This window comes from Tsukamurella sp. USMM236, from assembly GCF_037148755.1.
GTDB lineage: Bacteria > Actinomycetota > Actinomycetes > Mycobacteriales > Mycobacteriaceae > Tsukamurella.
Window position 1 is genome coordinate 574,774 of record NZ_JBBCSS010000003.1, and the last position, 22,408, is coordinate 597,181.

Sequence of the window (22,408 nt, forward strand, 5' to 3'; positions counted from 1 at the left end):
TTGCCCGGCGGGTGGCGGCCCCTTTCTCCGTTTAGTAATTCTTCCTGACGCCCAGTTTAGCGTGCTCGCGCCGATGGTGCTGCCGCCTGGGTGTCAGTCGGCGCGTTTGAGGGCCTTCGCGGCGTCCCGTTCGACCTTCGGGGGCAGGTCACCGGCCATGAGGAGGGCCCGCAGCCGGTCCGGCCGCGTCGCGCGGAACAGGTCCCGCACGGTCGCTCCGTGCTCCGGGACCTCCGCGACGACGATCGGGTCGCCCGCCGCCACGGGGCCGGGCGTGACGACGCGGAAGTAGGCGCCCGAATCGCCGCGGGCCATGAACCGCGCCAGCCAGTCGTCCTCGCCGGACCACAGCGCGAACGTGCGGCACGGGGTCCGGGGGATCGTCACCTCGAGCTCGAGCGTCGCCCCGACCCGCAGCCGGGTGCCGACCACGAGGTCGGTGGTGTCGCCGTCGAGGCGCAGGTTCTCCCCGAACCAGCCGGGCGGGAGGTCGCGGTCGAGCTCGTCGGCCCAGCGCCGCGCCTCGTGCTCGGAGTAGGCGTAGACGGCCTGCTCCTCGCCGCCGTGGTGCCGGGTGTCGCAGACGTGGTCGGTGACCGGGCCCAGCGGGCCCACGTCGACGGGGCCGTCGGCCGGCCGTTTGTCGATGGCGGTGCGCTGCTCCGGCTTGCGCGGGTCGAGCCGTCGTTCCTCGCCGACGACGCAGACCGCGACGACCCTGGTCGGCGTCACCGGCCGCGCAGCCGGTCGACCGCGGACCGTCCGGCCTGCTGCCCGGCGTCCGCGGAGGGCGTGACGTCGGTGTCGATCGCGGCGGCGGCGCCGCCGGCGTCGAGCTTCGCGTCGTCGGGGATCGAGCGCTTGATCAGGGCGAGGGCGATGGGCCCGTAATCGGCGTGCTCGACGACGGTGCCGAGCCGCCCGACGGTGCGCCCGTCCAGCGTCACGGGGTCGCCCGTCGCGGGCCGCGCGTCGGCGGAGCCGTCGAGGTGCAGCAGCACGAGGCGGCGCGGGGGCCGGCCCAGGTTGTGCACGCGCGCGACGGTCTCCTGCCCGCGGTAGCAGCCCTTGTCGAGGTGCACCGCGGTGCCGATCCAGTCCACCTCGTGCGGGATGGTCTTCTCGTCGGTGTCGACGCCCTGCCGGGCGCGGGCGGCGGCGACCCGTCGGGCCTCGTAGGCCCAGGTGCCGGCGGGGCGCGCCCCGGCGGCGACGAGGGCGGCGAAGTCCGCGCCCAGCCGCTCGCGCGGCACGATGAGGTTCACCTCGCCGGGATCGGTGCGGCGGACGCCCTCCACCTGCGCTGCGACGGTCTCGGCCTCGGGTCCGATCACGGTGAGCACCGCGAGGTCGTCCCGCGCCTGCACCTGCACGTCGGCCCGGAAGACCATGCGCTGCAGGTACGTCGCGAGGTCCGGGCTGAGCGGGGCCTCCTTCGGCGCGAGCGCAGCGGGCTCGGTGTCGAGGTAGGTCGTGCCGTCGACGTCGATGAGGTGGAAGTGGTCGAGCACGCGACCGCTGCCGTCCAGGTTGAGGTTCTGGGTCGCGGTGCGATCCGGCAGGTGCGTCAGGTGCTGGCTGGTGATCGAGTGCAGCCAGGACAGGCGCTCGGGGCCGGTCAGGGTGATCACGCGGCGGTGCGAGCGGTCGATCACCGCGGCGCCGCGTTCGGCCGCGCGTTGCTCCCCGAACGGATCCCCGAAATGCCAGGTCACGCCGGTGTCCGGCGTGTCCTCGGGGTTCATGATGCCGGACGTGGAATGTTCTTCAGTCGACACTCCTCAAGCCTACCCCGCTGGCCGCGCGGCGCTTCGGGGCGTCGAATACTGTTGCCGCCATGGCATCCGTGGTGGTCACCCTGGACGGTTCCGTGCGCGCTCCCGACGCGCCCCTGCTGTACGCCGACGACCTCGGCGCGGTCCGCGGCGACGGCTGCTTCGAGACGGTCCTGGTCCGTGACGGCGCCCCGCTCAAGGGCCGCGCCCATCTCGACCGGCTGGGCCGTTCGGCCGCCGCGCTCGGCCTCCCGGCGCCCAACGACGGCGCCTGGTGGGCTGCGATGCAGCGCGCCGCGATGCTCTACGGCGAGGAGGCGGGGAGCGCCGAGGGCGCGTTGCGGCTCGTCTACACGCGGGGCCGCGAGTCCGCGCCCGGCACGCCCACCGCCTACGTCTCGGTCTCGCCGCTGCCCGACCGGGCGCGGCGCGCGCGGACCGAGGGGATCTCGGCCATCACGCTCGGCCGGGGCTATTCGACGGGGCTCGGCACCGACGCGCCGTGGCTCCTGCTCGGCGCGAAGACCCTCTCCTACGCCGTGAACATGGCCGCCGCGCGGTACGCGGAGGAGCAGGGCGCCGACGACGTGATCTTCACCTCCAGTGAGGGCCGCGTCCTCGAGGCGCCCCGCGCCACCGTCGTGGTCGCCCGCGGCCGCACCCTCGTCACCCCGCCCGCCGAGCAGGGCATCCTGCCCGGCACCACCGCCCGCGCCCTGTTCGACGCCGCGGAGGACAAGGGCGTCGCCACCGCGGTGGAGCCGCTCTTCCCCGTGGACCTGGTCATGAACGACGGGGTGTGGCTGGTCTCGTCGATCACGCTGTGCGCGCGCGTGCACACGCTGGACGGCCGCGCCCTGCCCGACGCGCCCATGGACGCGACGGTCCGCTCCCTCATCGAGGCGGGAATCGCGAACACCCCCTAGCGCTTCCGGACAATCCGGGCACGGCCTGCGGCGGCGCCGCGACGGGCATAGCGTCGCGGGATGAGTACGCGCGAGGACACCGGCACCGAGGGCGATCAGCTCGGCACCAGTCTCAAACCCCGGCACATCACGATGATCTCGATCGCCGGCGTCATCGGCGCGGGCCTGTTCGTGGGTTCGGCGAACGCGATCAAGCTGGCGGGGCCGGCGGTGCTGATCTCCTACAGCCTCGCCGGGCTGCTCGTGATCCTGGTGATGCGGATGCTCGGCGAGATGGCGACGGCGCACCCGGACACGGGCTCCTTCTCGACCTACGCCGAGCGGGCGCTGGGCCGCTGGGCGGGCTGCAGCATCGGATGGCTGTACTGGCTCTTCTGGGTGCTGGTGATCCCCGTCGAGGCGACCGCCGCCGCGGTGATCCTGTCGAAGACGGTCGGCGGCCCGCAGTGGTCGTGGGCACTGCTGGTGGTGGTGCTCCTCACCGTGACGAACCTGTTCTCCGTCGGCAACTACGGCGAGTTCGAGTTCTGGTTCGCGCTGATCAAGGTGCTCGCGATCGCGGCCTTCCTGGTGCTGGGCGCGCTCGCGATCTTCGGGCTGCTGCCGGGCTCCGGGGTCTCCGGCGTGAGCCACCTGTGGGACACGGGCGGGTTCATGCCGAACGGGGCCGGTGCGGTGATCGCGGCGATGCTCACCACCATGTTCACGTTCATGGGCTCGGAGATCGTGACGATCGCCGCCGCCGAATCGCCCGAGCCGGCCAAGGGCATCACGAAGGCCGTGAACTCGGTGGTCTGGCGGATCTGCCTGTTCTACATCGGCTCGATCTTCGTGGTGGTGGCGCTCGTCCCGTGGAACACGCTCGACTCGGCGACGGGGTCGTACCAGGCGGTCCTGCAGGCCATGAACATCCCGGCCGCAGCGGGGATCATGGACGTCGTGGTCCTCGTGGCCGTCGCGTCGTGCCTCAACAGCGCGCTCTACACCGCCTCGCGGATGCTGTACTCGCTCGCCAGCCGCGGCGACGCTCCCCGGGCCGCGGGCCGGACCACCAAGCGGGGCGTCCCCGCCGTCGCGGTCCTGGCGTCGATGATCCTCGGCTTCCTCGCGGTGATCGGCAACTACGTGCTGCCCGAGAAGCTGTTCGGCTACCTCCTGGCCACGACGGGCGCTGTGGCCCTGTTCGTCTACCTGGTCATCGCGATCAGCCAGATCGCCCTGCGCCGCCGGGAGAGCACCCCGTCGCCGCTGCGCATGTGGTTCTTCCCGTGGGCGACGTACGCGGTGATCGCCTTCATCGTCTTCGTCATCGTCGCGATGATCGTCGACCCGGACCAGCGCAGCGCGGTCGGCCTGTCGACGGCGCTGGCCGTGATCGTGGTCGCCGCCAGCGTCGCGCATCAGAAGCGCATGGAACGACGGTCCTCCGTCACCTCGCGCTGAGCGCGGAGGGGCGTCGGTGAATCCGCCGTGCGCCCCGCGGGCGGGGCGCGGCGGGCCTACGGTGGACACAACGGGTTGGCCAGGGCGCGCGGACGTGGGCTGTGTCTCAACACTTGGGATCGGAGGCGATCTCTACTACCATCGGTAGTAATTACTACTGAACGTAGTAGAAGGGTTGGCGACGATGCCGGCCCGACCCCTCGGCCCAGGGAGTACGCATGACCGCGTTGGACATCGCCCGCTGGCAGTTCGGCATGACCACGGTGATGCATTTCATCCTGGTGCCGCTCACGATCGGCCTCGCGCCGATGGTCGCCACCATGCAGACCCTCTGGCTGGTGACGGGGAAGCAGGCGTGGCTCAAGGCCACGAACTTCTTCGGCAAGCTCTTCCTCATCAACTTCGCCCTGGGCGTGGCCACAGGCATCGTGCAGGAGTTCCAGTTCGGCATGGCCTGGAGCGAGTACAGCAAGTTCGTCGGCGACGTCTTCGGCGCACCGCTCGCGCTCGAGGGGCTCGTCGCCTTCTTCATGGAGTCGACCTTCCTCGGCCTGTGGATCTTCGGCTGGACGCGGCTGCCGAAACTCGTGCACCTGGGCTGCATCTGGATGGTCGCGCTCGGCGTGAACGCCTCCGCCTTCTTCATCATCGCCGCGAACTCCTGGATGCAGCACCCCGTGGGCGCCACCTTCAACCCGGAGAAGAACCGCGCCGAGCTCACGAGCATCTGGGAGGTGCTCACCAACTCGACCACCCTCGCGGCGTTCCCGCACACCGTCTTCGGCGCGTGGCTCACCGCCGGCACCTTCGTCGCCGCGATCGGCGGCTGGTGGATGGTGCGGGGCATGCGCAAGGGCGACCCCGACGCGATCGAGCTGGCGCAGTCGATGCGTCCCGTCACCCGCTTCGGTCTCGGCGTCATGATCGTCTCGGCCGTGGGCCTGGGCATCACCGGCGACGCGCAGGCCAAGCTCATGTTCGAGCAGCAACCCATGAAGATGGCCTCGGCGGAATCGCTCTGCCACACCGAGACCGGCGCCAGCTTCTCCCTGCTCACCATCGGCACGCACAACAACTGCGAGTCGGTGACGCACGTGCTGCAGGTGCCGTACGTGACCTCCTTCCTCGCCAACGGCGACCCCAACTCGACGCTCAAGGGCGTCACCGAGCTGCAGGCCGAGGCCGTCGAGAAGTTCGGCCCGGGCGACTACCGCCCCAACCTCTTCGTCTCGTACTGGGCCTTCCGCGCGATGATGGGCTGGTCGATCGGCTCGGGCGTGCTGGCGCTGGCCGGCCTGTGGGTAACCCGCCGCGGCCGCGTCCCGAACCAGAAGTGGTTCAGCCGGATCTGCCTCATCGCGCTGCCCACGCCCTTCCTCGCCAACACCTCCGGCTGGGTGTTCACCGAGATGGGCCGGCAGCCCTGGGTGGTGGTGCCCAACCCGAACGGCGACCCGACGATCCGGCTCACCGTGGGGCAGGCCGTCTCCGGCCACTCCGTGACGATGATGGCCTTCTCACTCGTCACCTTCGCCGCCGTGTACGGCACGCTCTACCTGCTGTGGTTCTTCCTGCTCCGGCGGTACGTGATCAAGGGCCCGAACCTGCACAGTCCGCTGGACCCGCCGCACGACGACGATGATCCGCCCGCCGACACCGACGCCCCCGAGGGCGCGGAGCCGGGCCGGAAGGCATCGTCGGACCACCTCTCCTTCGCGTACTAGGAGGCCGCCATGACTCTCCCCGACTACTGGTTCCTCGCCATCGGCTTCCTGTTCACCGGCTACTTCGTGCTGGAGGGCTTCGACTTCGGTGTCGGCATGCTCATGCCGATCCTGGGCCGCAAGCGCTCCCACGCCGACGCCGAGGAGCGCCGCCGCGTGCTGCTCAATACCATCGGCCCCGTCTGGGACGGCAACGAGGTGTGGCTCATCACCGCGGGCGCGGCGATGTTCGCCGCCTTCCCCGTCTGGTACGCCGAGGTCTTCTCCGGCTTCTACCTCGTGCTGCTCGCGATCCTGGTGGGGCTCATCACCCGGGTCTGCGCGATCGAGTGGCGCGGCAAGATCGACGAGCCGCGGTGGCGCGGCTGGGCGGACGTCGGCATCGGCCTCGGCTCCTGGATCCCCGCCTTCGCGTGGGGCCTGGTCTTCGCGAACATCGTGCACGGCGTCGACCTCGACGAGCGCGGCGGCATGACCAGCGAGGTCTGGGACCTGCTCAACCCGTACGGGCTGCTCGGCGGGATCGCGACCCTCGGCCTGTTCCTCCTGCACGGCGCGATCTTCGTCGCGCTCAAGTCCGACGGTGACGTCCGGGTGGATGCCCGGAGCCTCGCCGTGCGGATGTGGCTGCCCGTCACCGCGATCGGCGCCGTCTTCGCGGTGTGGACGCAGCTCGAGCACGGCAAGCCGTGGACCTGGGCGATGGTGGTCCTGGCCGCCGCCGGCCTGCTGGCCGCGGGGCCGCTCGTCCGCGCCGGGCGGGAGCTCGCGGCGTTCCTCGCGACCTCGCTGACCGTCATCGGCGTGAGCGTCCTGCTCTTCGGCTCGCTGTTCCCGAACGTGCTCAACGCGACGGACCCGGCCCGCACGATCACCATCGAGGCCGCCGCGTCCTCGCACTACACCCTGGTCGTGATGTCCTGGTGCACCGTCGTGCTGCTGCCGCTGGTGATGATCTACCAGGCGTGGACCTACTGGGTGTTCCGCCAGCGGATCTCCGTCGCGCAGATCCCGCCGTCGATCGGCCTCAGCCCCCGTGCCTGACACCCGGGCCCCCGTCGACCCGCGGCTGCTCCGGTACGCGCGCAGCTCGCGCGGGTTGATGGTGACCGTGATCGCCTGCGGCGTCGTGGAGACCGCCGCGGTGATCGCGCTGGCCTTCGCGCTCGCGACGGCGCTGGCGCGCCTGGTGACCGGCAACGCGGACGTGACGCAGCCCGTCGTGCTGGCGGTGGCCGCCGTGACGGTACGGGTCGCGGTGAGCCACCTGCGATCCCGCATCGAGCGACGCGCCGCCGACCGGGTGGTCTCCGAACTGCGGTCCGCCGCACTGGACGCCGTCGGTCCGGGCCGGACCCCCGTCGACCGGGAGGAGCTGCGCACCGCGCTCACCCGCGGCCTCGACGACCTTCCGCCCTACCTCACCGGCTACGTCCCCGCCCTCGCGCTGAGCGCCATCGCGACGCCGGTCCTCATCCTCGCGATGTTCCTCGCGGACTGGGTCTCCGGCGCCATCGCGCTCGGCACCCTCCCGCTGCTGCCGATCTTCATGGTGCTCATCGGCCTGCTCACCCGCGACCGCACGCGGCGCCGCCTGGACGCGATGTCGCGGCTCTCCGCGCGGCTGCTCGACCTCGTGGCCGGCCTGCCCGCGCTGCGGGCCCTGGGCCGCGAGCGCGGACCCGAGCGCACGGTCCGCGAGCTCGGCGCGCGCAACGAGACCGAGACCATGGGCGCGCTGCGGATCGCCTTCCTCTCCTCCTTCGCCCTGGAACTGCTCGCCACCCTGTGCGTCGCCCTCGTCGCGGTGAGCATCGGCCTGCGGCTCGTCTACGGCGAGATGACCCTGTTCGCCGGTGTTTTCGCGCTGATCCTCGCGCCCGAGGTGTACCGGCCGCTGCGCGCCGTCGGCGCCGGCTTCCACGCCGCCGAGCAGGGGCTCGAGGCCACCGGCCGGGTCTTCGCCCTGCTCGACGCGCCCGCGCCCGCGCCGGTGCGCGGCACCGCGCGCCCGGGCGTGCTCGTCGCCCGCGGCGTCACCGTCGACGGGCGGGACGGGGCGGCACCGTCGGGCTTCGAGGGTGCCTTCGCCCCCGGCCGGCTCACCGTGCTCACCGGGCCCAACGGCTCGGGCAAGTCCACGCTGCTCACCGTCCTGGCGGGGCTCGCGGTGCCGGACGCGGGGGTGGTCACCGTCGACGGTGCGCCGCTCGCCGGGGGCCCGGAGTGGTGGGCGCACGTGGCGTGGTGCCCGCAGCACCCGTACCTGGAGCCCGGCACCCTGGCACACAACTTCACGCTGTTGGGCGCCCCCGCACCGGATTCCGTGCCCGAGGTGCTCGCCGCGACGGGCCTCGACGAGGTGGTCGCGGAGCGCGGCTGGGAGCGGCCCGTCGGCACCGGCGGGGCCGGGCTGTCCGCCGGGCAACGGCAGCGGCTCGCGCTGGCCCGCACCCTCGCGCTCGGCCGGGACGTGCTGCTCTTCGACGAGCCCACCGCGCACCTCGACGAGGAGCTCGCCGCGCGCGTCCTCGCCGAGCTGCGCGCCCGCGCGGACGCCGGCGCGACCGTCGTGGTCGCGGCGCACGACCCGCAGGTGCTCGCCGCCGCCGACGAGGCGCTGGAGGTGACGCGTGCGTGACCTGCTGATCTGCCTGCGGGCCATGCGGACCCGTCCGCTCGCCGTGCTCGGCGCGGTGGGCGCGGGCGTGCTCACGGCCGCCAGCGCCCTCGCTCTGGCGGGGCTCTCCGCGTGGCTCATCACCAAGGCGTGGACGATGCCGCCCGTGCTGGTGCTCTCGCTCGCCGTGACCTCCGTGCGCGGGCTCGGTATCACCCGCGGGCTGATGCGTTACATCGAGCGTCTCGCGAGCCACCGGCTCGCGCTGCGCGGGCTCACCGAGTTGCGGGCCGCGCTGTACCTGCGGCTGGCCGGGGCCGCGCCGGCGGAGTCCGTGCGGCTCTCCGGCGGCGAACTCCTCGCCCGCACCGGCGCCGACGTCGACGCGGTCGGCGATGCGCTGGTGCGCACCGTGATCCCCGCCGCGGTCGCGGCGACGGTCTCGGTCGCGGCGACCGGCTGGATGTGGTTCCTCGATCCCCGCGCCGGCATCGCGCTCGCGGCCTGCCTGCTGGTGGCGGGGCTCGTCGCGCCGTGGCTGACCGCGCGCGCCACCCGCGACCGCGCGGCCGCGGAGGCCGCGGGCAGCGAGGCCTTCGGCGCCGCGGCCTCGGCCGTGCTCGACCACGCCGGAGAGCTCGCCGTCGCGGGCCGGCTGGACGAGGTGCGGGCCCGCGCCGCCCGCGCCGAGGACGCCCGACGGTCCGCCGTCGACCGCGCGGCCCGCACCGGCGCGCTGGCGGACGCGGCGATCCCGCTCGCCGTCGGCGTCGCCGTGGTCGCCGCGCTGCTCGTCGCCGTCGCGCGGATCGACTCGGCGGCCGCGACCACCCTCGGCATCCTCATCCTGCTGCCGCTCAGCGCCTTCGAGGCCGTCTCCGTGCTGCCCGACGCGGCGCGGCAGTACGTGCGCTCCGCCGACGCCGCGGGCCGGCTCGCGCCCCTGCTGATCCTGCCCTCGGTGCCGGCCGGCACCGTCCCGGTCGCCCCGCACCCGCGGCTGGAGCTGGGCGCGCTGGCGCTCGACCCCGGCGACCGCCTGGCGGTGCGCGGCGCCTCCGGGGCGGGCAAGACGACCCTGCTGCTCGCCCTCGCGGGTCTCGACGACCGCGGCGGCGAGGTCCTCGTCGACGGGACGCCCGCGCGCGACTGCGCGGACCTGCCCGCGTCGGTGGGCTTCTTCGGCGAGGCCGCCCACGTCTTCGCGACGACGGTGGCGGAGAACTGCCGCGTGGCGCGCGGCGACGCCACCGACGCCGAGATCGACGCGGCCCTGCGCCGGGTCGGGTTGGGGGAGTGGATCGACGGCCTGCCGGACGGCGTGCGGACCCCGCTGGAGGACGGCGCCGACTCGCTCTCCGGCGGCCAGCGTCGCCGGCTGCTCCTGGCGCGGGCGCTGCTCAGCCCCGCGGGCGTCGTCCTGCTGGACGAGCCGACCGAGCACCTGGACGCCGCCGACGCGGTGCGGCTCCTCGCCGAGATCCTCGACCCCGCCGGGCTGTTCCCCGGGCGCACCGTCGTCGTGGCGGGGCACGCGGAGCCACCCGCGGGCGTGCGTCAGTGGGAGATGGACCGGCTCAGGTCCGCGTAGCGCTCCGCCTCCGCGTGCTGGGCCTCCGTCGCGCGCAGGATCGCGTGCAGCGCATCCTTCCCGAGGTGGAGGCGCGTCGGCGGGTCGGGCATCGCCGCGACCGCGACGAGCGCCCGCGCCAGGAGCGCGGGGTCGCCGCCCTGGTTGTGGTTGAGCCGGTCGAGCGCGGCGAGGGTGCCGGCGACGGCGGCGTAGTCGTCGATGGCGGTCGCGGGGCGGCGGCTCGACGACGCGTCGAGGAAGTCGGTGCGCACTCCGCCCGGGCAGATCGCGACGGCGTGCAGCCCGAGCGGCGCGACCTCGGCGTCGAGGGCCTCGGTGAGCAGGAGGACCGCGGCCTTGGTCGCGCTGTAGATCCCCTGCGCGGGGCCGGTGACGCTCGCGGAGATCGACGCCAGGTTGAGGATCCGTCCCGACCGGCGCGCCCGCATGCCCGGCAGCACCGCCTGCGTGACCGCGAGGACGCCGAAGACGTTGACGTCGAAGTTCGCCCGCACGTCGTCGAGCGCGACCTCCTCGACCGCGCCGAGCAGCGAGTAGCCGGCGTTGTTGACCAGCACGTCGATGCGGCCGAGCTCCTGCTCGATCCGCGCGACGGCGCGGCGCACGTCCGCCTCGTCGGTGACCCGCATCGGCAGGGCCAGGAGGTTCGGGTCGTCGATCTCGGCCGTGAGCTTCTCGGGGCTGCGGGTGGTGGCGGCGACGCGGGCGCCGCTCGCGAGCGCTGCCTTCACCACCTCGAGGCCGATGCCCTTGGACGCTCCGGTCACCAGCCACACGGGGGAGTCGCTCATGACCCCATGGTGCTCCGCCGCGCTCAGTCGCGCAGGATTCCCGCGATCGCCGCGTCGACCGCGGCCTCGGCGAGCGGCCACTGCTGATCGCCCGGCAGGTGGTGCAGCGGGCCGCGCAGGGCCATCTCGGCGAAGCCGTGGACCATCGACCAGCAGGACCAGGTGGCGGACCGTCGGGCCTCCGGGCGCAGCAGGTCCGCGTGCACCAGGAGGTCCAGGGCCTCCGACAGCGCGACGTACGGCGGGATCCCGTTGAGCGACTCCGGGTCCGGTGCCTCGTCGCCGAAGAAGCACACCGAGAACCAGCCCGGCTCGGCGAGCGCGAAGGCGATGTAGCCGAGGCCGACGGCCCGCAGGCGCTCGACGGGGCCCTGGCCAGGGCTGACGGGCATCGCGTCGGCCATCCGCTGCTCGATCGCGGCGCTCACGGCCCGCAGGAGCGCGAGGCGGTCGGGGAAGTGGCGGTACGCGGCGTTGGGGCTGACCCCGACCCGGCGGGTGACCTCACGGATGGTCAGCGCCGACGGTCCGCCGGCGCGCGTCACCTCGAGGCCCGCGTCGACCAGCGCCTGCGCCAGGTCACCGTGGTGGTACGCCATGCCCTTGTGTCCCCCGTCCCTCAAGTGTACGGTGTGAACATAACAGATGTGGACGCTGTGAACATGCCAGGAGGCGCGATGACCACCAGCACGACGCCCGAGCCGGTCCTGCACCCGGAGTTCAGCAGCCCCGGGGCCGTCGCCACGTCGTGGGCGGAGGTCGCCGCGGCGCTCGACGGTGCCGAGATGTTCCGGCTCAGCACCGTCCGCGCCGACGGGAGGCCGCACGTGTGCCCGCTGCCCGCGATGTGGCTCGACGGCGCGCTGTACTTCGTGACCGGCTGGGAGGAGCAGAAGGCGCGGAACCTCGTGCACGATCAGCGCTGCGTCCTCACCACCGGGACCGACGCGTACCGCCACGGGCTCGACGTCGTCGTCGAGGGCCGCGTCGAGCGCTGCACCGATCGCGCCGTGCTCGAGACCCTCGCGCGGATGTGGCGCGACCGGCTGGACTGGCCCTACGACGTCGACGACGACGGCTTCCGCCACCACGCCGACGGGCTCGCGCCCAACCCGGACGCCGCCTCGCTCCCCGTCTTCGGCGTGCGCCCCGACAAGGTCCTGTCGTTCTCCCGCGGCGATCACTTCGCTCAGACCCGCTTCCGGCCCTGAGCCCCGCCATGTCCGTCCCGAGACTCCCACCCCGAGAGAGGAACCCGTCATGAACGCCATTCCCACCGTCGTCGACCGCGAGACCTGGCAGAAGGAGCTCGACGCACTCCGCATCCGCGAGAAGGCCGCCACCCGCGAGCTCGACGCCATCGCCGCGCAGCGGCGCGCCCTGCCCGCCGTGGAGCTGCCCGAGTACCGGCTGATCGCCGAGGACGGATCGTCGGTGACCCTCGCCGACGTCTTCGACGGCCACTCGCAGCTGCTCACGTACCACCACATGTGGACCGACGGGAACGAGTGGCAGTGCCCGGGGTGCACCGGGTACACCTCGCAATTCACGCGGCTCGACTCGCTCGCGAACTGGGACGCGCGCTTCGTGATCGTCACCAACGGCCCGATCGACGAGGTGCTGGCGTACAAGCAGCGCGTCGGCAACACCATGACCTGGTACTCGAGCGCCGGGAGCACCTTCGGGGCCGACGTGGGCGCGGGGCCCGGCGAGGGCTTCGGGCTCAACACCTTCGTCCGCGACGGCGACACCGTCTACCGGGTCTGGGGCACCGAGGGCCGCGGCTCGGAGCAGCTGAGCTACCTGTTCGGCATCCTCGACGCGCTGCCCTACGGCCGGCAGGAGAAGTGGCAGGACGCCCCCGAGGGATGGCCGCAGAAGGAGACTTACTCGGGATGGGCGTCCTCGCAGCAGATCGCCGGCTGGTACGGCGCCTGACCAGCATGTTCGCCCTCCGGATAATTCCGTTGCCGACGCCCAGGAGCGGGCGTAGCGTCGAAGACGTCAACGGAAAGGAGGTGATCCAAGAAATGGTGAATTTCAGGATCAAGGAGGTGGCTGACCGCTAGGCGGCCACCCACCTGGAATACGGCAGGCCCCGGGAGCGCGTGATGTTCACGCACCCGGGGCCTGTTTCCGTTCCGGGGCCGGCGCGGCTCAGCCCGCGGCGAGGTCCCGCCGCGCGGCGAGGGCCGGCGTCGCCGCGCCGAGCACGACGGCGAGCGCCCCGAGGACGACGGTGGCGGTCAGGTCCGGCGCGTCGATCGGCAGGGTCCCCACCGCGTGCAGCGGGGACAGGTCCCGCGCCCAGCCGGGCAGCCGCAGCGTCTCCGCGAGCAGTCCGACGACGCCCGCCCAGGCGAGCGCGACCCACCCGAGGAGGACGGGGCGCACGGTTGCCGCCCGGGAGGCGAGCCCGACGAGGACGATGACGGCCACGGGGATCAGGTAGCCGGCGCCCGCCGCGAGGGCCGAGCCCACCTCCGCTCCGCGCCCGGTCGCGAGCGCCGTCGCGACGCCCAGGACCGCGGCGCCGCCGAGCAGGACAGCGCCCGCGCCCGCGAGCGCGACCGCGCCCCAGGAGGGCCACCAGGTCCGGAGCGGGACGCGCGTCGCGGCGACGAGGCCGAGCCGGCCCTCCGATTCCTCCGCCGAGAGGGTGCCGGCGGTGCTGAGCCCCGCGGCGCCCGCGCTGAGCGCGATGAACAGGAGCGCGAGGCTGCTCACGAGGTCGGTCGCAGACCGCACCCCCATCGCCTCCAGCAGAGCGGGATTCGCGTCGATGAGGCGGGTCACCTCGTGCGAGAGGGCGCCGAACACCGCCGCCCAGACGGCGGCGAACGCCGCCCAACCGACCAGCGTTCCGGCCGCGAGCCGGGCGGCCAAGCCCAGCGGCGAGGCGAGCCGCGCTCGCGCCCGCGGCGGACCGAGCCGCGGCGCCACCACGCCGGCGCCCAGGTCGCGGCGCCGCGCGATCGCCACCGCGCCGGCCGTCGTCAGCGCCGTCATCGCGGCGAGGGCCACCAGCGGCCACAGCTGCGGCGCGGCTCCGAACGGGCGGATCTCGGCGGGCCAGCCGAGTGGGCTCAGCCAGGTGGCGTCGAGGCCGCGGCCGTCGACCGTCGCGCGGACCAGGAAGGTCGCGAGCAGGAAGCCCAGCGCGAGGGCCCACGCGGTGCGGGCGGTCTGCGCGAGCTGTCCGGCGACGAGGCCGACGCCCGCGTACGCCGCCATCAGCAGCCCGATCCCGGCGCCGTAGCCGGCGCTTCCGGTGGCGAGCGTTGAAAGGACGCCCGCGGCCGTGCACGCGCCGCCGATCACGATCGCCGCGGAGGCCAGGGGCGCGAGCGGGGCGATGCGCGTCGCGGTGATGAGTTCCGTGAGGCCGGACTCCTCCTCGCGGCGCGTGTGCCGGATCGCCAGGCCGATGCCGCACGCCGCCACCAGCAGTTGGCCGAACAGGCCGACCTCCAGCGCGGTGATGCCGCCGGCGGTGTCCAGGTCGTAGCCGCGGCCGTTGAAGGCCGCGCCCGCCGCGGAGTCGCCGATGGAGGCGGCGTACCCGGCGCGGGCCTCCGCGGTGCCGTAGAGGCCGGCGATGCTCACGGCCGTCACCGCGACCAGGCCCGCGATCGCCGCCGGCGCGGCGAGCAGGCCCACCCGCCCGGAGCGCAGGCGCAGCCTGATCACGGTGACGAGGCCGTTCATCGGTTGCTCCCCGCGGTCTCGGCGCTGCCCGCCTCAGCGCCGTCCGCCTCGTCGCGGTAGTGACCGAGGAAGAGCTGCTCCAGGCTGGGAGGGTGCACCGCGAGCTCGGTGGGCCCGGCGGCCGCGACCGCGGCGACGGCGCCGGCCAGCCCGGCGTGCGAGGCCGTGAGCCGCGTGCGGATCCCCGCGGCGGTGCCGGCGGTCTGGAGGTCGGCGACGCCGGGCAGGCCCTCGAGGCCCGTGGGCGGCGCGGGGGTGACGGCGTCGATCGCGGTGCGGGTGCCGGCGCGCAACTCCCGGAGCGTGCCGGTGGAGACGGTGACGCCCGCGCGGACGATGGTCACGCGGTGGCACAGCGCATCGACCTCGGCGAGGATGTGGCTGCTCAGCAGGACCGTCCGGCCCTCGGTGTTGCGCTCGCGGACCGCGTCCTGGAAGTGCGCCTCCATCAGCGGGTCGAGCCCCGAGGTGGGCTCGTCCAGGACGTACAGGTCCGCGTCGCAGGCGAGGGCGGCGATGAGCGCGACCTTCTGCCGGTTGCCCTTGGAGTAGGTGCGGGCCTTCTTGCGCGGGTCCAGTTCGAAGCGCTCGATCAGCTCGTCGCGGCGACGCGGGTCGAGGTGTCCCTGTAGGCCACCGAGCACGTCGATGCACTCGCCGCCGCTCAGGCCCGGCCACAGCGAGACGTCGCCGGGCACGTAGGTGAGGCGGTCGTGGACCGCCGACGCGTCCGCGCGCGGATCGAGACCGAAGACCCGGGCCTCGCCGCCGTCGAGCCGCAACTGCCCGAGCAGCGCGCGGATGGTGGTCGACTTGCCCGCGCCGTTCGGGCCGAGGAAGCCGTGCACCTCGCCCTCCTCGACGGTGAGGTCCAGTCCGTCCAGCGCGACGGACCGGCCGAAGTTCTTGCGGAGGCCTGATGCGGAAACTGACAGTGACTTGCTCATGACAGTGACTGTACGACTTTCGTCCGCCCTTGGGAAGATGATTCTGCGAGTGACTGTCAGAATGGATGGTGATCGAAGGAAGGGGTCCTGATGCCGGAGCCGATGAACACCGCGGTGCGCGATGCCGCCGGGCACGCGGACGGCCCGGCGCCGCAGCCGACTCTCCGCGAGCGCAAGAAGATGGCCGCGATGGTCCACATCCAGCGGGTGGCGCTGCGGATGATCGACGAGCGGGGTTTCGACTGGGTCACGGTCGAGAAGATCGCGGCCGAGGCGGAGGTCTCACCGAGCACCGTCTACCGGTACTTCGGCACGAAAGAGGGGCTCATCCTCACCGACGCCTTCGACTCGCGATCGCTCGCGACGATGGGACATCTTCTTGCGCAAGGGGTCCCACCCTGGGAGGCGGTGACGAAGGCGGTCATCGACATGTCGGTCGAGACGAAGGACGAGCTCGACGAGACGGCCCCGATCCGCGCGCGGCTCTGGTTCGAGATCCCCTCGGTGCGCGCTGCGGCGTTCCTCATGATCGACGAGGCGACCGAGCATCTCGCGGAATCCGTGGTCGCCGGAGGGCGGTACGACCGCTACGAGGCGCGGGTGATCGCGAACGCGATCCTGTGGTCCCTCGTCGCCGCACTGCGGAACTGGCACGAGGCCGGCGGTGGGGACGACTGGCACGCGCACATCGCGGGCGCGATCGACACCCTGCGTCGGTTGGGGGTTCCGCCCGCGCCGGGGGCTGCGGCGCCGAATGATCCCGAGGGGATCGCGCCGGGGGACTAGCCCGCGTAGCGGTTGAGCTTGGCGCTCAGGCGGGGGATGAGCTCGCCGTCGGCGTCGATGCGCTCCTCGACGTAGGCGAGCGCGCCACCCTGCTCGACGAGGCCGTACAGCCGCTTGGCGGCGCCGGCGAGCGGCGACGACTTGGAGCGGATCACCACGTCGGCCTCGAGCTCCCACGCGGTCTGGGAGACGGGCTTGCCGTAGTAGAGCTCGACGATGCCGCTGGCGTGGGTGACGACGAACTCGATCTCGTCGTCCTCGCCGATGCGCCAGAAGCCGGCCTCGCGCAGGTCGGGCTCCGAGAACTCGCCCTTGTCGTCCAGCTTCCAGGACCGCGCCTCCCACGAGAGGAAGTTCTGGCCGTCGTGGCTGACGACGATCTGCTGCCCGAAGTGGTAGTCGCCGGCCGCGTCGTGGCCCTCGCCCTCGCCGCGCCAGATGCCGACGAGGGGGAGCAGGCCGAGCAGGCCGGAATGCAGGTCCGGGCCCTGCCGCAGGTTCGCCGTGTCGTCGGCGAGCGGCAGCCCGGGGAGGTTCGAGATGTTGCGCGACGAGGTGGTCTCGGCGCGCTCGACGGCGGCGTCCAGCGCCTCCTGACCGGTACCGGCGGAGACGGAGGCGTCGGGGGTGGCCTCGTCGGTCACGGCGGGCTTACTGCCCGTCGGTGAGGACGCGGTACATCACGAAGATCGCGAACGCGAAGATCGCGACCGACGCCACCGCCATGAGGATCTCGAAGAAGATGACCATGGCCTCGATACTAACCCCCGGCGTGCGGCCGCTCGCAACCGCACGAGTCGCGGTGGTGGAAGGCTGTGGGCAATCTCTCGACCCGCCGCGGACCGTCGAATCCCTCGATCCGTTCGACGAGGAGGTCGACGCACCGCCGTCCGATGGCCTCGACGTCCTGGGCCGCGGCGGTGAGGCCGGGGGAGAACAGGTCGGACCACTCGAAGTCGTCGTAGGCGACGAGCGCGACGTCGTTGGGAACGCGCAGGTCCAGATCGCGCAGAGCCCGCATCGCGCCGACCGTCATCTCGTTGTTGAGCACGACGAGGGCGGTGGGCCGCGGCGCCCGCGCGCGGAACATGGCCAGGGTCTGGACGCGGGCCTCGTCGGCGCGCGAGTCGCCGCAGCGCACGTGTCGGGGCGCGGCGCGCAGCCCCGCGGCGTCCATGGCGCGGACGAAGCCCTCGGTCCGCTCCTCCGTGGATTGGATGCCGGGCCGGCCGGTCAGGACGCCGATGCGCCGGTGGCCGAGTTCGGCGAGGTGGGTGGTGAGCCGGACGACGGGTTCGGCGCCCTCGGACGCGACCTGGTCGACGTCGGCGGGGGAGAGTCGGTCGATGAGCACCAGGGGCGTCCCTGCCGCTTGGACGGTCGGGATGGTCCGCTCCTCGGATCCCGGCGACGGCGCCATGATCAGCCCGTCCACACGGCGATCGAGCAGCGAGCCGACGAGGCGGTGCTCGATCTCGGTGTCGTCGTGGGAGTCGCCCATCATCAGCGTGTAGCCGAGCTCGCTGGCGCGCGACTCGATCGCGCGCATGAGGGGGCCGAAGTACGGGTTGCGTCCGGCGGCGATGCTCAGCGCGAGGACGCCCGACCGCGACGTCGCGAGCGCGGCCGCCAGGGCGTTCCGCCGATAGCCCGTGGAGGCGATCGCGGCGAGCACCGCGTCGCGGGTGCGGGGGTCCACGCGCCGGGTCTCGTTGATGACGTGGGAGACGGTGCTGATCGACACGCCGGCGGCGGCGGCGACGTCGGCCATGTTTCCCATCGGCCCAGTCTGCCCGCACGCGATTCGGTGGCGCAAGCGTTTGCGCAAACCCTTGCGCGGGTTTCAGCTGCGGGTATAGCGTCGCAGCCACTCGTCAGTCGTGTGATCCGCAACACAGTCGAATGGAGTCCTCATGTCGAATCGGAAGAGCCTGCGCATCGCGGCGGTGTGCTGCGCCCTCACGGTCAGCCTCACCTCGGTGGCCGCCTGCAACCGCGACGGCGGTTCGTCGGGCGACGTCAAGGTCGGCCTGATCACCAAGACCGATACGAACCCGTTCTTCGTGAAGATCCGCGAGGCCGCCAAGAAGCAGGCCGACGCGAAGGGCGCGAGCCTCGTCGCGCTCGCCGGCAAGTTCGACGGGGACAACGAGGGCCAGGTCGCCGCGATCGAGAACCTGGTCAGCCAGGGCGTCAAGGGCATCCTCATCACCCCGAACTCGTCGACGGGCATCCTCGCGGCGATCAAGAAGGCCCGCGACGCGGGCGTCGTCGTCATCGCCCTCGACACCGCGACCGACCCCGAGAGCGCCGTGGACGCCACCTTCGCCACCGACAACAAGGAGGCCGGCCGCCTGCAGGGCGCGTGGGTCAAGGGTGCGCTCGCGGGTCAGCCGGCGAAGCTGCTCATGCTCGACGGCACCCCGGGCAGCACCGTCTCCGAGTTCCGGCACCAGGGCTTCCTGCAGGGCATCGGGCTGGCGGAGAACGCGCCCGAGGTGGCGGGCAAGGAGACCACCAACGGCGACCAGACCAAGGCGCAGACGGCGATGGAGAACCTGCTGCAGCGCGTCCCGGACGCCAACGCGCTCTACACGATCAACGAGCCCGCGGCGGCCGGCGGGTACGAGGCGGCGAAGAAGGCGGGCAAGGCGGCGCAACTGGCGATCGGCTCGATCGACGGCAGCTGCACGGGCGTGGACAACGTGAAGAAGGGCGTCATCGGCGCCACCGTGCTGCAGTTCCCGGCGAAGATGGCCGAGCAGGGCGTGGACGCGGTGGTCGCCTTCGCCAAGGACGGCACCAAGCCGACCGGCTTCACCAACACGGGATCCCAACTGGTGACCGACAAGCCGGTCGCCGGCGTCGAGTCGAAGGACACCGCGTGGGGCGCGCAGAACTGCTGGGGACAGGCGTGAGCCTGGCCCGGCCGTCCCTGGCGGGCGTCCTGCGGGAGCCTCTCGCGGGGCCGCTCGCCGCCCTCGTCGTCGCCTGCGTGGTCTTCTTCATCCTCACCCCGCAGTTCGCGACGGGCTACAACATCTCGCTGATCCTGCAGCAGTCCATGGTGATCGGGATCCTCGCCGTCGCGCAGTCGCTCATCATCCTCACCGCGGGCATCGACCTGTCGATCGGCGCGACGTGTGTGCTCGGCACCGTCGTCCTGGCGAAGGTGGCGGGCACCGACCCGATCCTGGCGATGGTGGCCGCCCTCGGCGTCTGCCTCCTGATCGGCGCGGTCAACGGGGCGCTCGTGACCCTGCTCAAGCTGCCGCCGTTCATCGTCACGCTCGGCATGTTCACCATCGTGGCGGCCGCGACCCAGCTGTACGCGGGCTCGCAGACCTACCGCGTGGCCGACGGCCCGCTCACCTTCCTGGGCAAGGGGTTCGACGTCGCGGGCTTCCCGCTCACGCTCGGCCTGCTCGCCCTTCTCGTGGTGTACGCCGCCGCCTGGTACGTGCTCAACCGCACCGCCACGGGGCGGCACGTCTACGCGGTGGGCGGCAACCCCGTCTCCGCGTCGCTCGCCGGCATCAAGACCTCCAAGACGGTCTTCGGCGTCTACCTGGTGTCCGGCCTCATCGCCGCGATCGCGGCGTGGGCGGCGCTCGGCCGCATACCGACTGCGGATCCGAACGCCTTCCAGACGGCCAATCTCGACACCATCACGGCGGTCGTGATCGGCGGCACCAGCCTGTTCGGCGGCCGCGGTTCGGTGCTGGGCACGCTGGTCGGCGCGCTCATCGTCGGCGTGCTGCGCAACGGGCTCACGCTGGTGGGGATCGACAACCTGTACCAGAACATCGCGACCGGCGTCCTCGTCATCGCCGCCGTCACGCTGGACCAGATCTCGCGCAGGAGGCAGCAGTGACCACCGCCGATCGCACGCCGGTGCTGCAGGCCCGCGGCCTGGTGAAGAACTACGGGCAGGTCCGGGCCATCGCGGGCGCGGACTTCGAGCTGCGGGCGGGCGAGGTGCTGGCCGTGATCGGCGACAACGGCGCCGGCAAGTCCAGCCTCATCAAGGCCCTGTCTGGGGCGCTCGTCCCGAGCGAGGGCGAGATCCTGCTCGACGGTGCGCCGGTCCACTTCCGCAGCACCCTGGACGCCCGCAACGCCGGCATCGAGACCGTGTATCAGGACCTCGCCGTGATCCCCGCGCTGGACATCGCCGCGAACGTCTACCTGGGGCGGGAGATCCGTAAGCCGGGCGTCCTCGGCTCGGTGTTCCGCCAGCTCGACCGGCGGGCCATGCGGGACGCCGCGGCGGGGTACCTCGCGGACCTGCAGATCGGCATCACGTCGCCGACGCAGGCCGTGGAGACCCTCTCCGGCGGGCAGCGGCAGGGCGTCGCGGTGGTGCGGGCGGCCGCCTTCGGCAAGAAGGTGATCATCATGGACGAGCCCACCGCCGCCCTCGGCGTTCGCGAGTCGGGCCAGGTCATCGACCTCATCCGGCAGATCCGCGATCGGGGCACGCCGGTGATCCTCATCAGCCACGACATGCCGCACGTCTTCGAGGTGGCCGACCGCATCCACGTGCACCGCCTCGGCCGACGGGCCGCCGTCGTGGATCCGAAGCAGCGCAGCATGTCCGAGGTGGTGGCGCTGATGACGGGCGCGCTGGCGCCGACCGACGAGGAGGCGGGCGGTGGGCCGTAGCGGGCCCCGGGCCCTGTTCGTGGGGCTCGCCACCGTCGACGTCATCTCCCGCGTCGACGAATCGCCGCCCCGCAACGGGAAGGTCACTGCGGTCCGGCAGGACGTCTCCGGGGGCGGCCCCGCCCTGAACGCCGCGGCGGTCTTCGCCGCGCTCGGCGGGCGCGCGGTGCTCGCCGCGCCGGTCGGCGACACCGCCCTCGGCCGCCTCGTGTGCGAGGACCTCTACGCGTGCGGGGTCGAGCTCCTCGACCTCGCCCCACCGGGTTTCGCGCCGCCCGTCTCGTCGGTCACGGTCCACGCCCCGTCGGGCGACCGGCAGGTGGTCTCCTTCGACGGTTCCGGGTACCCCGACGCCGTGCCGCCGATCCACGCCGAGGGCTTCGACGTGGTGCTGCTCGACGGGCACGGCACCGCCTCCGCGCGGTCCGCGATGCGCAGCGCCGTAGCCGCGGGCGTCACGACGATCCTCGACGCCGGCCGCTGGCGCCCCGTCTTCGCGGACCTGCTGCCGCTCGCCGGGCACGCCGTCTGCTCCGCGGACTTCGTTCTGCCCGGGGATGTCCCGACGCCGCCCGTCCTCGCCGTGACCGACGGTGCCGGGCCGATCCGGTACCGCGACCGCGGGGTCGACGGCACCGTCGACGTTCCGGCGGTGGCGGTGGTCGATACGCTCGGGGCGGGCGACGTGCTGCACGGCGCGTACGCCTTCGCGATCGCGCGGGGCGAGGCGGTCGCCGACGCACTGCGCTTCGCGGCGGCTCACGCCTCCGCGAAGTGCCGATACCCGGGGGTGAGGGCGTGGCTGGCGACGCTGTGACGGACGAGCTGCTCGCTCGCGCACGGGAACTGATCGCGCGGCCGGGGCGCGCTCTGCTCGGCATCGCCGGGGCGCCCGCGTCCGGCAAGTCGACGCTGGCGGAGCAGCTGGTGGCTGCGCTCGGCGACGACGCGGTGCTGGTCCCCATGGACGGCTTCCACCTCGACGACGCGGTCCTGCGCCGGCACGACAGCTGGGGGCGCAAGGGCGCCATCGACACCTTCGACGATGCCGGCTTCGCCGAGCTGCTGCACCGCCTGCGCGCGGCCGACGGCACCGTCTACGCCCCGCGGTTCGACCGCGCACTCGAGGCCTCGATCGGCGGCGCCATCGAGGTGACGCCGGACGTCCCGCTCGTGGTGACCGAGGGCAACTACCTGCTCGCCGAGACCGGCGCGTGGCCCCGCGCCCGGGCCGCGCTCGACGAGGTGTGGTTCCTGCGTATCGATCCCGCCTTGCGTCGTCAGCGACTCATCGAGCGGCACATGCGTTTCGGCCGCGGCCCCGAAGAGGCCCGGGCACGCGCCGACGGCACCGACGAGACCAACGCCCGGCTCATCGAATCCACGGCGCCGCGCGCGGACCGCATCGTCGACGGGGCCTAGCTGCGAG

At 72.9% G+C, this 22,408-nt stretch carries 22 protein-coding genes; 14 read left to right on the plus strand and 8 right to left on the minus strand.

The features are described 5' to 3' along the window. Positions 1-93: 93 nt before the first annotated feature. Positions 94-732 (minus strand): MOSC domain-containing protein, encoded by a 639-nt coding sequence (locus WFK95_RS13840; protein WP_224649259.1) that lies wholly within the window; start codon positions 730-732, stop codon positions 94-96. Beyond that, entirely contained in the window at positions 729-1,745 is a 1,017-nt protein-coding gene (ygfZ, locus tag WFK95_RS13845) for a CAF17-like 4Fe-4S cluster assembly/insertion protein YgfZ (protein WP_224649350.1), read from the minus strand. Before ygfZ ends, WFK95_RS13840 begins: the two co-directional genes overlap by 4 nt. A 92-nt stretch (positions 1,746-1,837) precedes the next feature. Here ygfZ and WFK95_RS13850 point away from each other — a divergent pair, with 92 nt between their 5' ends. From WFK95_RS13850 to cydC, 6 genes are all read left to right on the plus strand, one after another. After that, positions 1,838-2,701, plus strand: coding sequence for an aminodeoxychorismate lyase (locus WFK95_RS13850; RefSeq protein ID WP_336671033.1), 864 nt, complete (start codon positions 1,838-1,840; stop codon positions 2,699-2,701). Between the two features lie 60 nt (positions 2,702-2,761). Beyond that, positions 2,762-4,144 carry an amino acid permease gene (locus WFK95_RS13855; protein ID WP_336671034.1) on the plus strand — a complete coding sequence of 461 codons (1,383 nt, stop codon included), beginning with the start codon at positions 2,762-2,764 and terminating at the stop codon, positions 4,142-4,144. A gap of 218 nt (positions 4,145-4,362) precedes the next feature. After that, complete coding sequence (locus tag WFK95_RS13860; protein WP_224649265.1) at positions 4,363-5,868, plus strand: cytochrome ubiquinol oxidase subunit I; 1,506 nt, start codon at positions 4,363-4,365, stop codon at positions 5,866-5,868. A 9-nt stretch (positions 5,869-5,877) separates the two neighbouring features. Next, positions 5,878-6,912, plus strand: coding sequence for a cytochrome d ubiquinol oxidase subunit II (gene cydB, locus WFK95_RS13865; RefSeq protein WP_224649278.1), 1,035 nt, complete (start codon positions 5,878-5,880; stop codon positions 6,910-6,912). After that, positions 6,905-8,509 carry a thiol reductant ABC exporter subunit CydD gene (gene cydD, locus WFK95_RS13870; protein ID WP_336671035.1) on the plus strand — a complete coding sequence of 535 codons (1,605 nt, stop codon included), beginning with the start codon at positions 6,905-6,907 and terminating at the stop codon, positions 8,507-8,509. The genes cydB and cydD overlap by 8 nt, the downstream gene beginning before the upstream one ends. Next, positions 8,502-10,079 carry a thiol reductant ABC exporter subunit CydC gene (gene cydC, locus WFK95_RS13875; RefSeq protein ID WP_336671036.1) on the plus strand — a complete coding sequence of 526 codons (1,578 nt, stop codon included), beginning with the start codon at positions 8,502-8,504 and terminating at the stop codon, positions 10,077-10,079. Before cydD ends, cydC begins: the two co-directional genes overlap by 8 nt. Here the strand turns inward: cydC and WFK95_RS13880 are convergent. Both WFK95_RS13880 and WFK95_RS13885 read right to left on the minus strand, forming a co-directional pair. Then, entirely contained in the window at positions 10,046-10,873 is an 828-nt protein-coding gene (locus tag WFK95_RS13880; protein WP_336671037.1) for an SDR family NAD(P)-dependent oxidoreductase, read from the minus strand. The genes cydC and WFK95_RS13880 overlap by 34 nt on opposite strands. 23 nt (positions 10,874-10,896) lie before the next feature. Then, positions 10,897-11,472: a TetR/AcrR family transcriptional regulator gene (locus tag WFK95_RS13885; protein ID WP_224649287.1), complete on the minus strand. Its 576-nt coding sequence runs from the start codon at positions 11,470-11,472 to the stop codon at positions 10,897-10,899. A 78-nt stretch (positions 11,473-11,550) separates the two neighbouring features. On the opposite strand from WFK95_RS13885, the gene WFK95_RS13890 reads away from it, so the two are divergent. Together WFK95_RS13890 and WFK95_RS13895 are read left to right on the plus strand one after the other, a co-directional pair. After that, the gene (locus WFK95_RS13890; RefSeq protein ID WP_336671038.1) at positions 11,551-12,084 is read left to right on the plus strand and encodes a pyridoxamine 5'-phosphate oxidase family protein; all 534 of its coding nucleotides are present in this window, start codon (positions 11,551-11,553) and stop codon (positions 12,082-12,084) included. A gap of 49 nt (positions 12,085-12,133) precedes the next feature. Further along, the gene (locus WFK95_RS13895) at positions 12,134-12,811 is read left to right on the plus strand and encodes a DUF899 domain-containing protein (protein WP_224649292.1); all 678 of its coding nucleotides are present in this window, start codon (positions 12,134-12,136) and stop codon (positions 12,809-12,811) included. Positions 12,812-13,030: 219 nt separating this feature from the next. Here the strand turns inward: WFK95_RS13895 and WFK95_RS13900 are convergent, their stop codons facing one another. Both WFK95_RS13900 and WFK95_RS13905 read right to left on the minus strand, forming a co-directional pair. Continuing rightward, the gene (locus tag WFK95_RS13900) at positions 13,031-14,581 is read right to left on the minus strand and encodes a hypothetical protein (protein WP_224649294.1); all 1,551 of its coding nucleotides are present in this window, start codon (positions 14,579-14,581) and stop codon (positions 13,031-13,033) included. After that, the gene (locus tag WFK95_RS13905) at positions 14,578-15,528 is read right to left on the minus strand and encodes an ABC transporter ATP-binding protein (protein WP_224649296.1); all 951 of its coding nucleotides are present in this window, start codon (positions 15,526-15,528) and stop codon (positions 14,578-14,580) included. The genes WFK95_RS13900 and WFK95_RS13905 overlap by 4 nt, the downstream gene beginning before the upstream one ends. 90 nt (positions 15,529-15,618) lie before the next feature. On the opposite strand from WFK95_RS13905, the gene WFK95_RS13910 reads away from it, so the two are divergent. Continuing rightward, positions 15,619-16,314 carry a TetR/AcrR family transcriptional regulator gene (locus tag WFK95_RS13910; RefSeq protein WP_336671039.1) on the plus strand — a complete coding sequence of 232 codons (696 nt, stop codon included), beginning with the start codon at positions 15,619-15,621 and terminating at the stop codon, positions 16,312-16,314. On the opposite strand, the gene WFK95_RS13915 is transcribed toward WFK95_RS13910, so the two are convergent. Both WFK95_RS13915 and WFK95_RS13920 read right to left on the minus strand, forming a co-directional pair. Continuing rightward, positions 16,311-16,958 carry an FABP family protein gene (locus tag WFK95_RS13915; protein ID WP_224649300.1) on the minus strand — a complete coding sequence of 216 codons (648 nt, stop codon included), beginning with the start codon at positions 16,956-16,958 and terminating at the stop codon, positions 16,311-16,313. The genes WFK95_RS13910 and WFK95_RS13915 overlap by 4 nt on opposite strands. Before the next feature lie 116 nt (positions 16,959-17,074). Continuing rightward, on the minus strand, positions 17,075-18,094 hold the full coding sequence (locus WFK95_RS13920; RefSeq protein WP_336671040.1) for a LacI family DNA-binding transcriptional regulator: 1,020 nt from the start codon (positions 18,092-18,094) through the stop codon (positions 17,075-17,077). 133 nt (positions 18,095-18,227) lie between these two features. Here WFK95_RS13920 and WFK95_RS13925 point away from each other — a divergent pair, with 133 nt between their 5' ends. Genes WFK95_RS13925 through WFK95_RS13945 form a run of 5 tightly spaced genes read left to right on the plus strand, consistent with a single transcriptional unit; the run spans position 18,228 to position 22,401 of the window. Beyond that, a complete protein-coding gene (locus tag WFK95_RS13925; protein ID WP_224649305.1) occupies positions 18,228-19,232 on the plus strand; it encodes a substrate-binding domain-containing protein in 1,005 nt (334 codons plus the stop codon). Further along, the gene (locus tag WFK95_RS13930; RefSeq protein WP_336671041.1) at positions 19,199-20,188 is read left to right on the plus strand and encodes an ABC transporter permease; all 990 of its coding nucleotides are present in this window, start codon (positions 19,199-19,201) and stop codon (positions 20,186-20,188) included. The genes WFK95_RS13925 and WFK95_RS13930 overlap by 34 nt, the downstream gene beginning before the upstream one ends. Next, complete coding sequence (locus tag WFK95_RS13935; RefSeq protein WP_336671042.1) at positions 20,185-20,979, plus strand: ATP-binding cassette domain-containing protein; 795 nt, start codon at positions 20,185-20,187, stop codon at positions 20,977-20,979. Before WFK95_RS13930 ends, WFK95_RS13935 begins: the two co-directional genes overlap by 4 nt. Beyond that, positions 20,969-21,796 carry a PfkB family carbohydrate kinase gene (locus WFK95_RS13940; RefSeq protein ID WP_336671043.1) on the plus strand — a complete coding sequence of 276 codons (828 nt, stop codon included), beginning with the start codon at positions 20,969-20,971 and terminating at the stop codon, positions 21,794-21,796. Before WFK95_RS13935 ends, WFK95_RS13940 begins: the two co-directional genes overlap by 11 nt. Next, positions 21,778-22,401 (plus strand): nucleoside/nucleotide kinase family protein, encoded by a 624-nt coding sequence (locus tag WFK95_RS13945; protein WP_224649313.1) that lies wholly within the window; start codon positions 21,778-21,780, stop codon positions 22,399-22,401. Before WFK95_RS13940 ends, WFK95_RS13945 begins: the two co-directional genes overlap by 19 nt. Positions 22,402-22,408: the final 7 nt, after the last annotated feature.

What these genes read in the sequence shown, in the direction of transcription:
- WFK95_RS13855 (WP_336671034.1), top strand. Translation starts at nt 2,762, where the DNA reads ATGAGTACGCGCGAGGACACCGGCACCGAGGGCGATCAGCTCGGCACC.
- WFK95_RS13920 (WP_336671040.1), bottom strand. Translation starts at nt 18,094, where the DNA reads ATGGGAAACATGGCCGACGTCGCCGCCGCCGCCGGCGTGTCGATCAGC.
- WFK95_RS13905 (WP_224649296.1), bottom strand. Translation starts at nt 15,528, where the DNA reads ATGAGCAAGTCACTGTCAGTTTCCGCATCAGGCCTCCGCAAGAACTTC.
- WFK95_RS13910 (WP_336671039.1), top strand. Translation starts at nt 15,619, where the DNA reads ATGCCGGAGCCGATGAACACCGCGGTGCGCGATGCCGCCGGGCACGCG.
- WFK95_RS13860 (WP_224649265.1), top strand. Translation starts at nt 4,363, where the DNA reads ATGACCGCGTTGGACATCGCCCGCTGGCAGTTCGGCATGACCACGGTG.
- WFK95_RS13925 (WP_224649305.1), top strand. Translation starts at nt 18,228, where the DNA reads ATGTCGAATCGGAAGAGCCTGCGCATCGCGGCGGTGTGCTGCGCCCTC.
- cydB (WP_224649278.1), top strand. Translation starts at nt 5,878, where the DNA reads ATGACTCTCCCCGACTACTGGTTCCTCGCCATCGGCTTCCTGTTCACC.
- WFK95_RS13895 (WP_224649292.1), top strand. Translation starts at nt 12,134, where the DNA reads ATGAACGCCATTCCCACCGTCGTCGACCGCGAGACCTGGCAGAAGGAG.
- WFK95_RS13885 (WP_224649287.1), bottom strand. Translation starts at nt 11,472, where the DNA reads ATGGCGTACCACCACGGTGACCTGGCGCAGGCGCTGGTCGACGCGGGC.
- WFK95_RS13880 (WP_336671037.1), bottom strand. Translation starts at nt 10,873, where the DNA reads ATGAGCGACTCCCCCGTGTGGCTGGTGACCGGAGCGTCCAAGGGCATC.
- ygfZ (WP_224649350.1), bottom strand. Translation starts at nt 1,745, where the DNA reads ATGAACCCCGAGGACACGCCGGACACCGGCGTGACCTGGCATTTCGGG.
- WFK95_RS13900 (WP_224649294.1), bottom strand. Translation starts at nt 14,581, where the DNA reads ATGAACGGCCTCGTCACCGTGATCAGGCTGCGCCTGCGCTCCGGGCGG.
- WFK95_RS13890 (WP_336671038.1), top strand. Translation starts at nt 11,551, where the DNA reads ATGACCACCAGCACGACGCCCGAGCCGGTCCTGCACCCGGAGTTCAGC.
- WFK95_RS13850 (WP_336671033.1), top strand. Translation starts at nt 1,838, where the DNA reads ATGGCATCCGTGGTGGTCACCCTGGACGGTTCCGTGCGCGCTCCCGAC.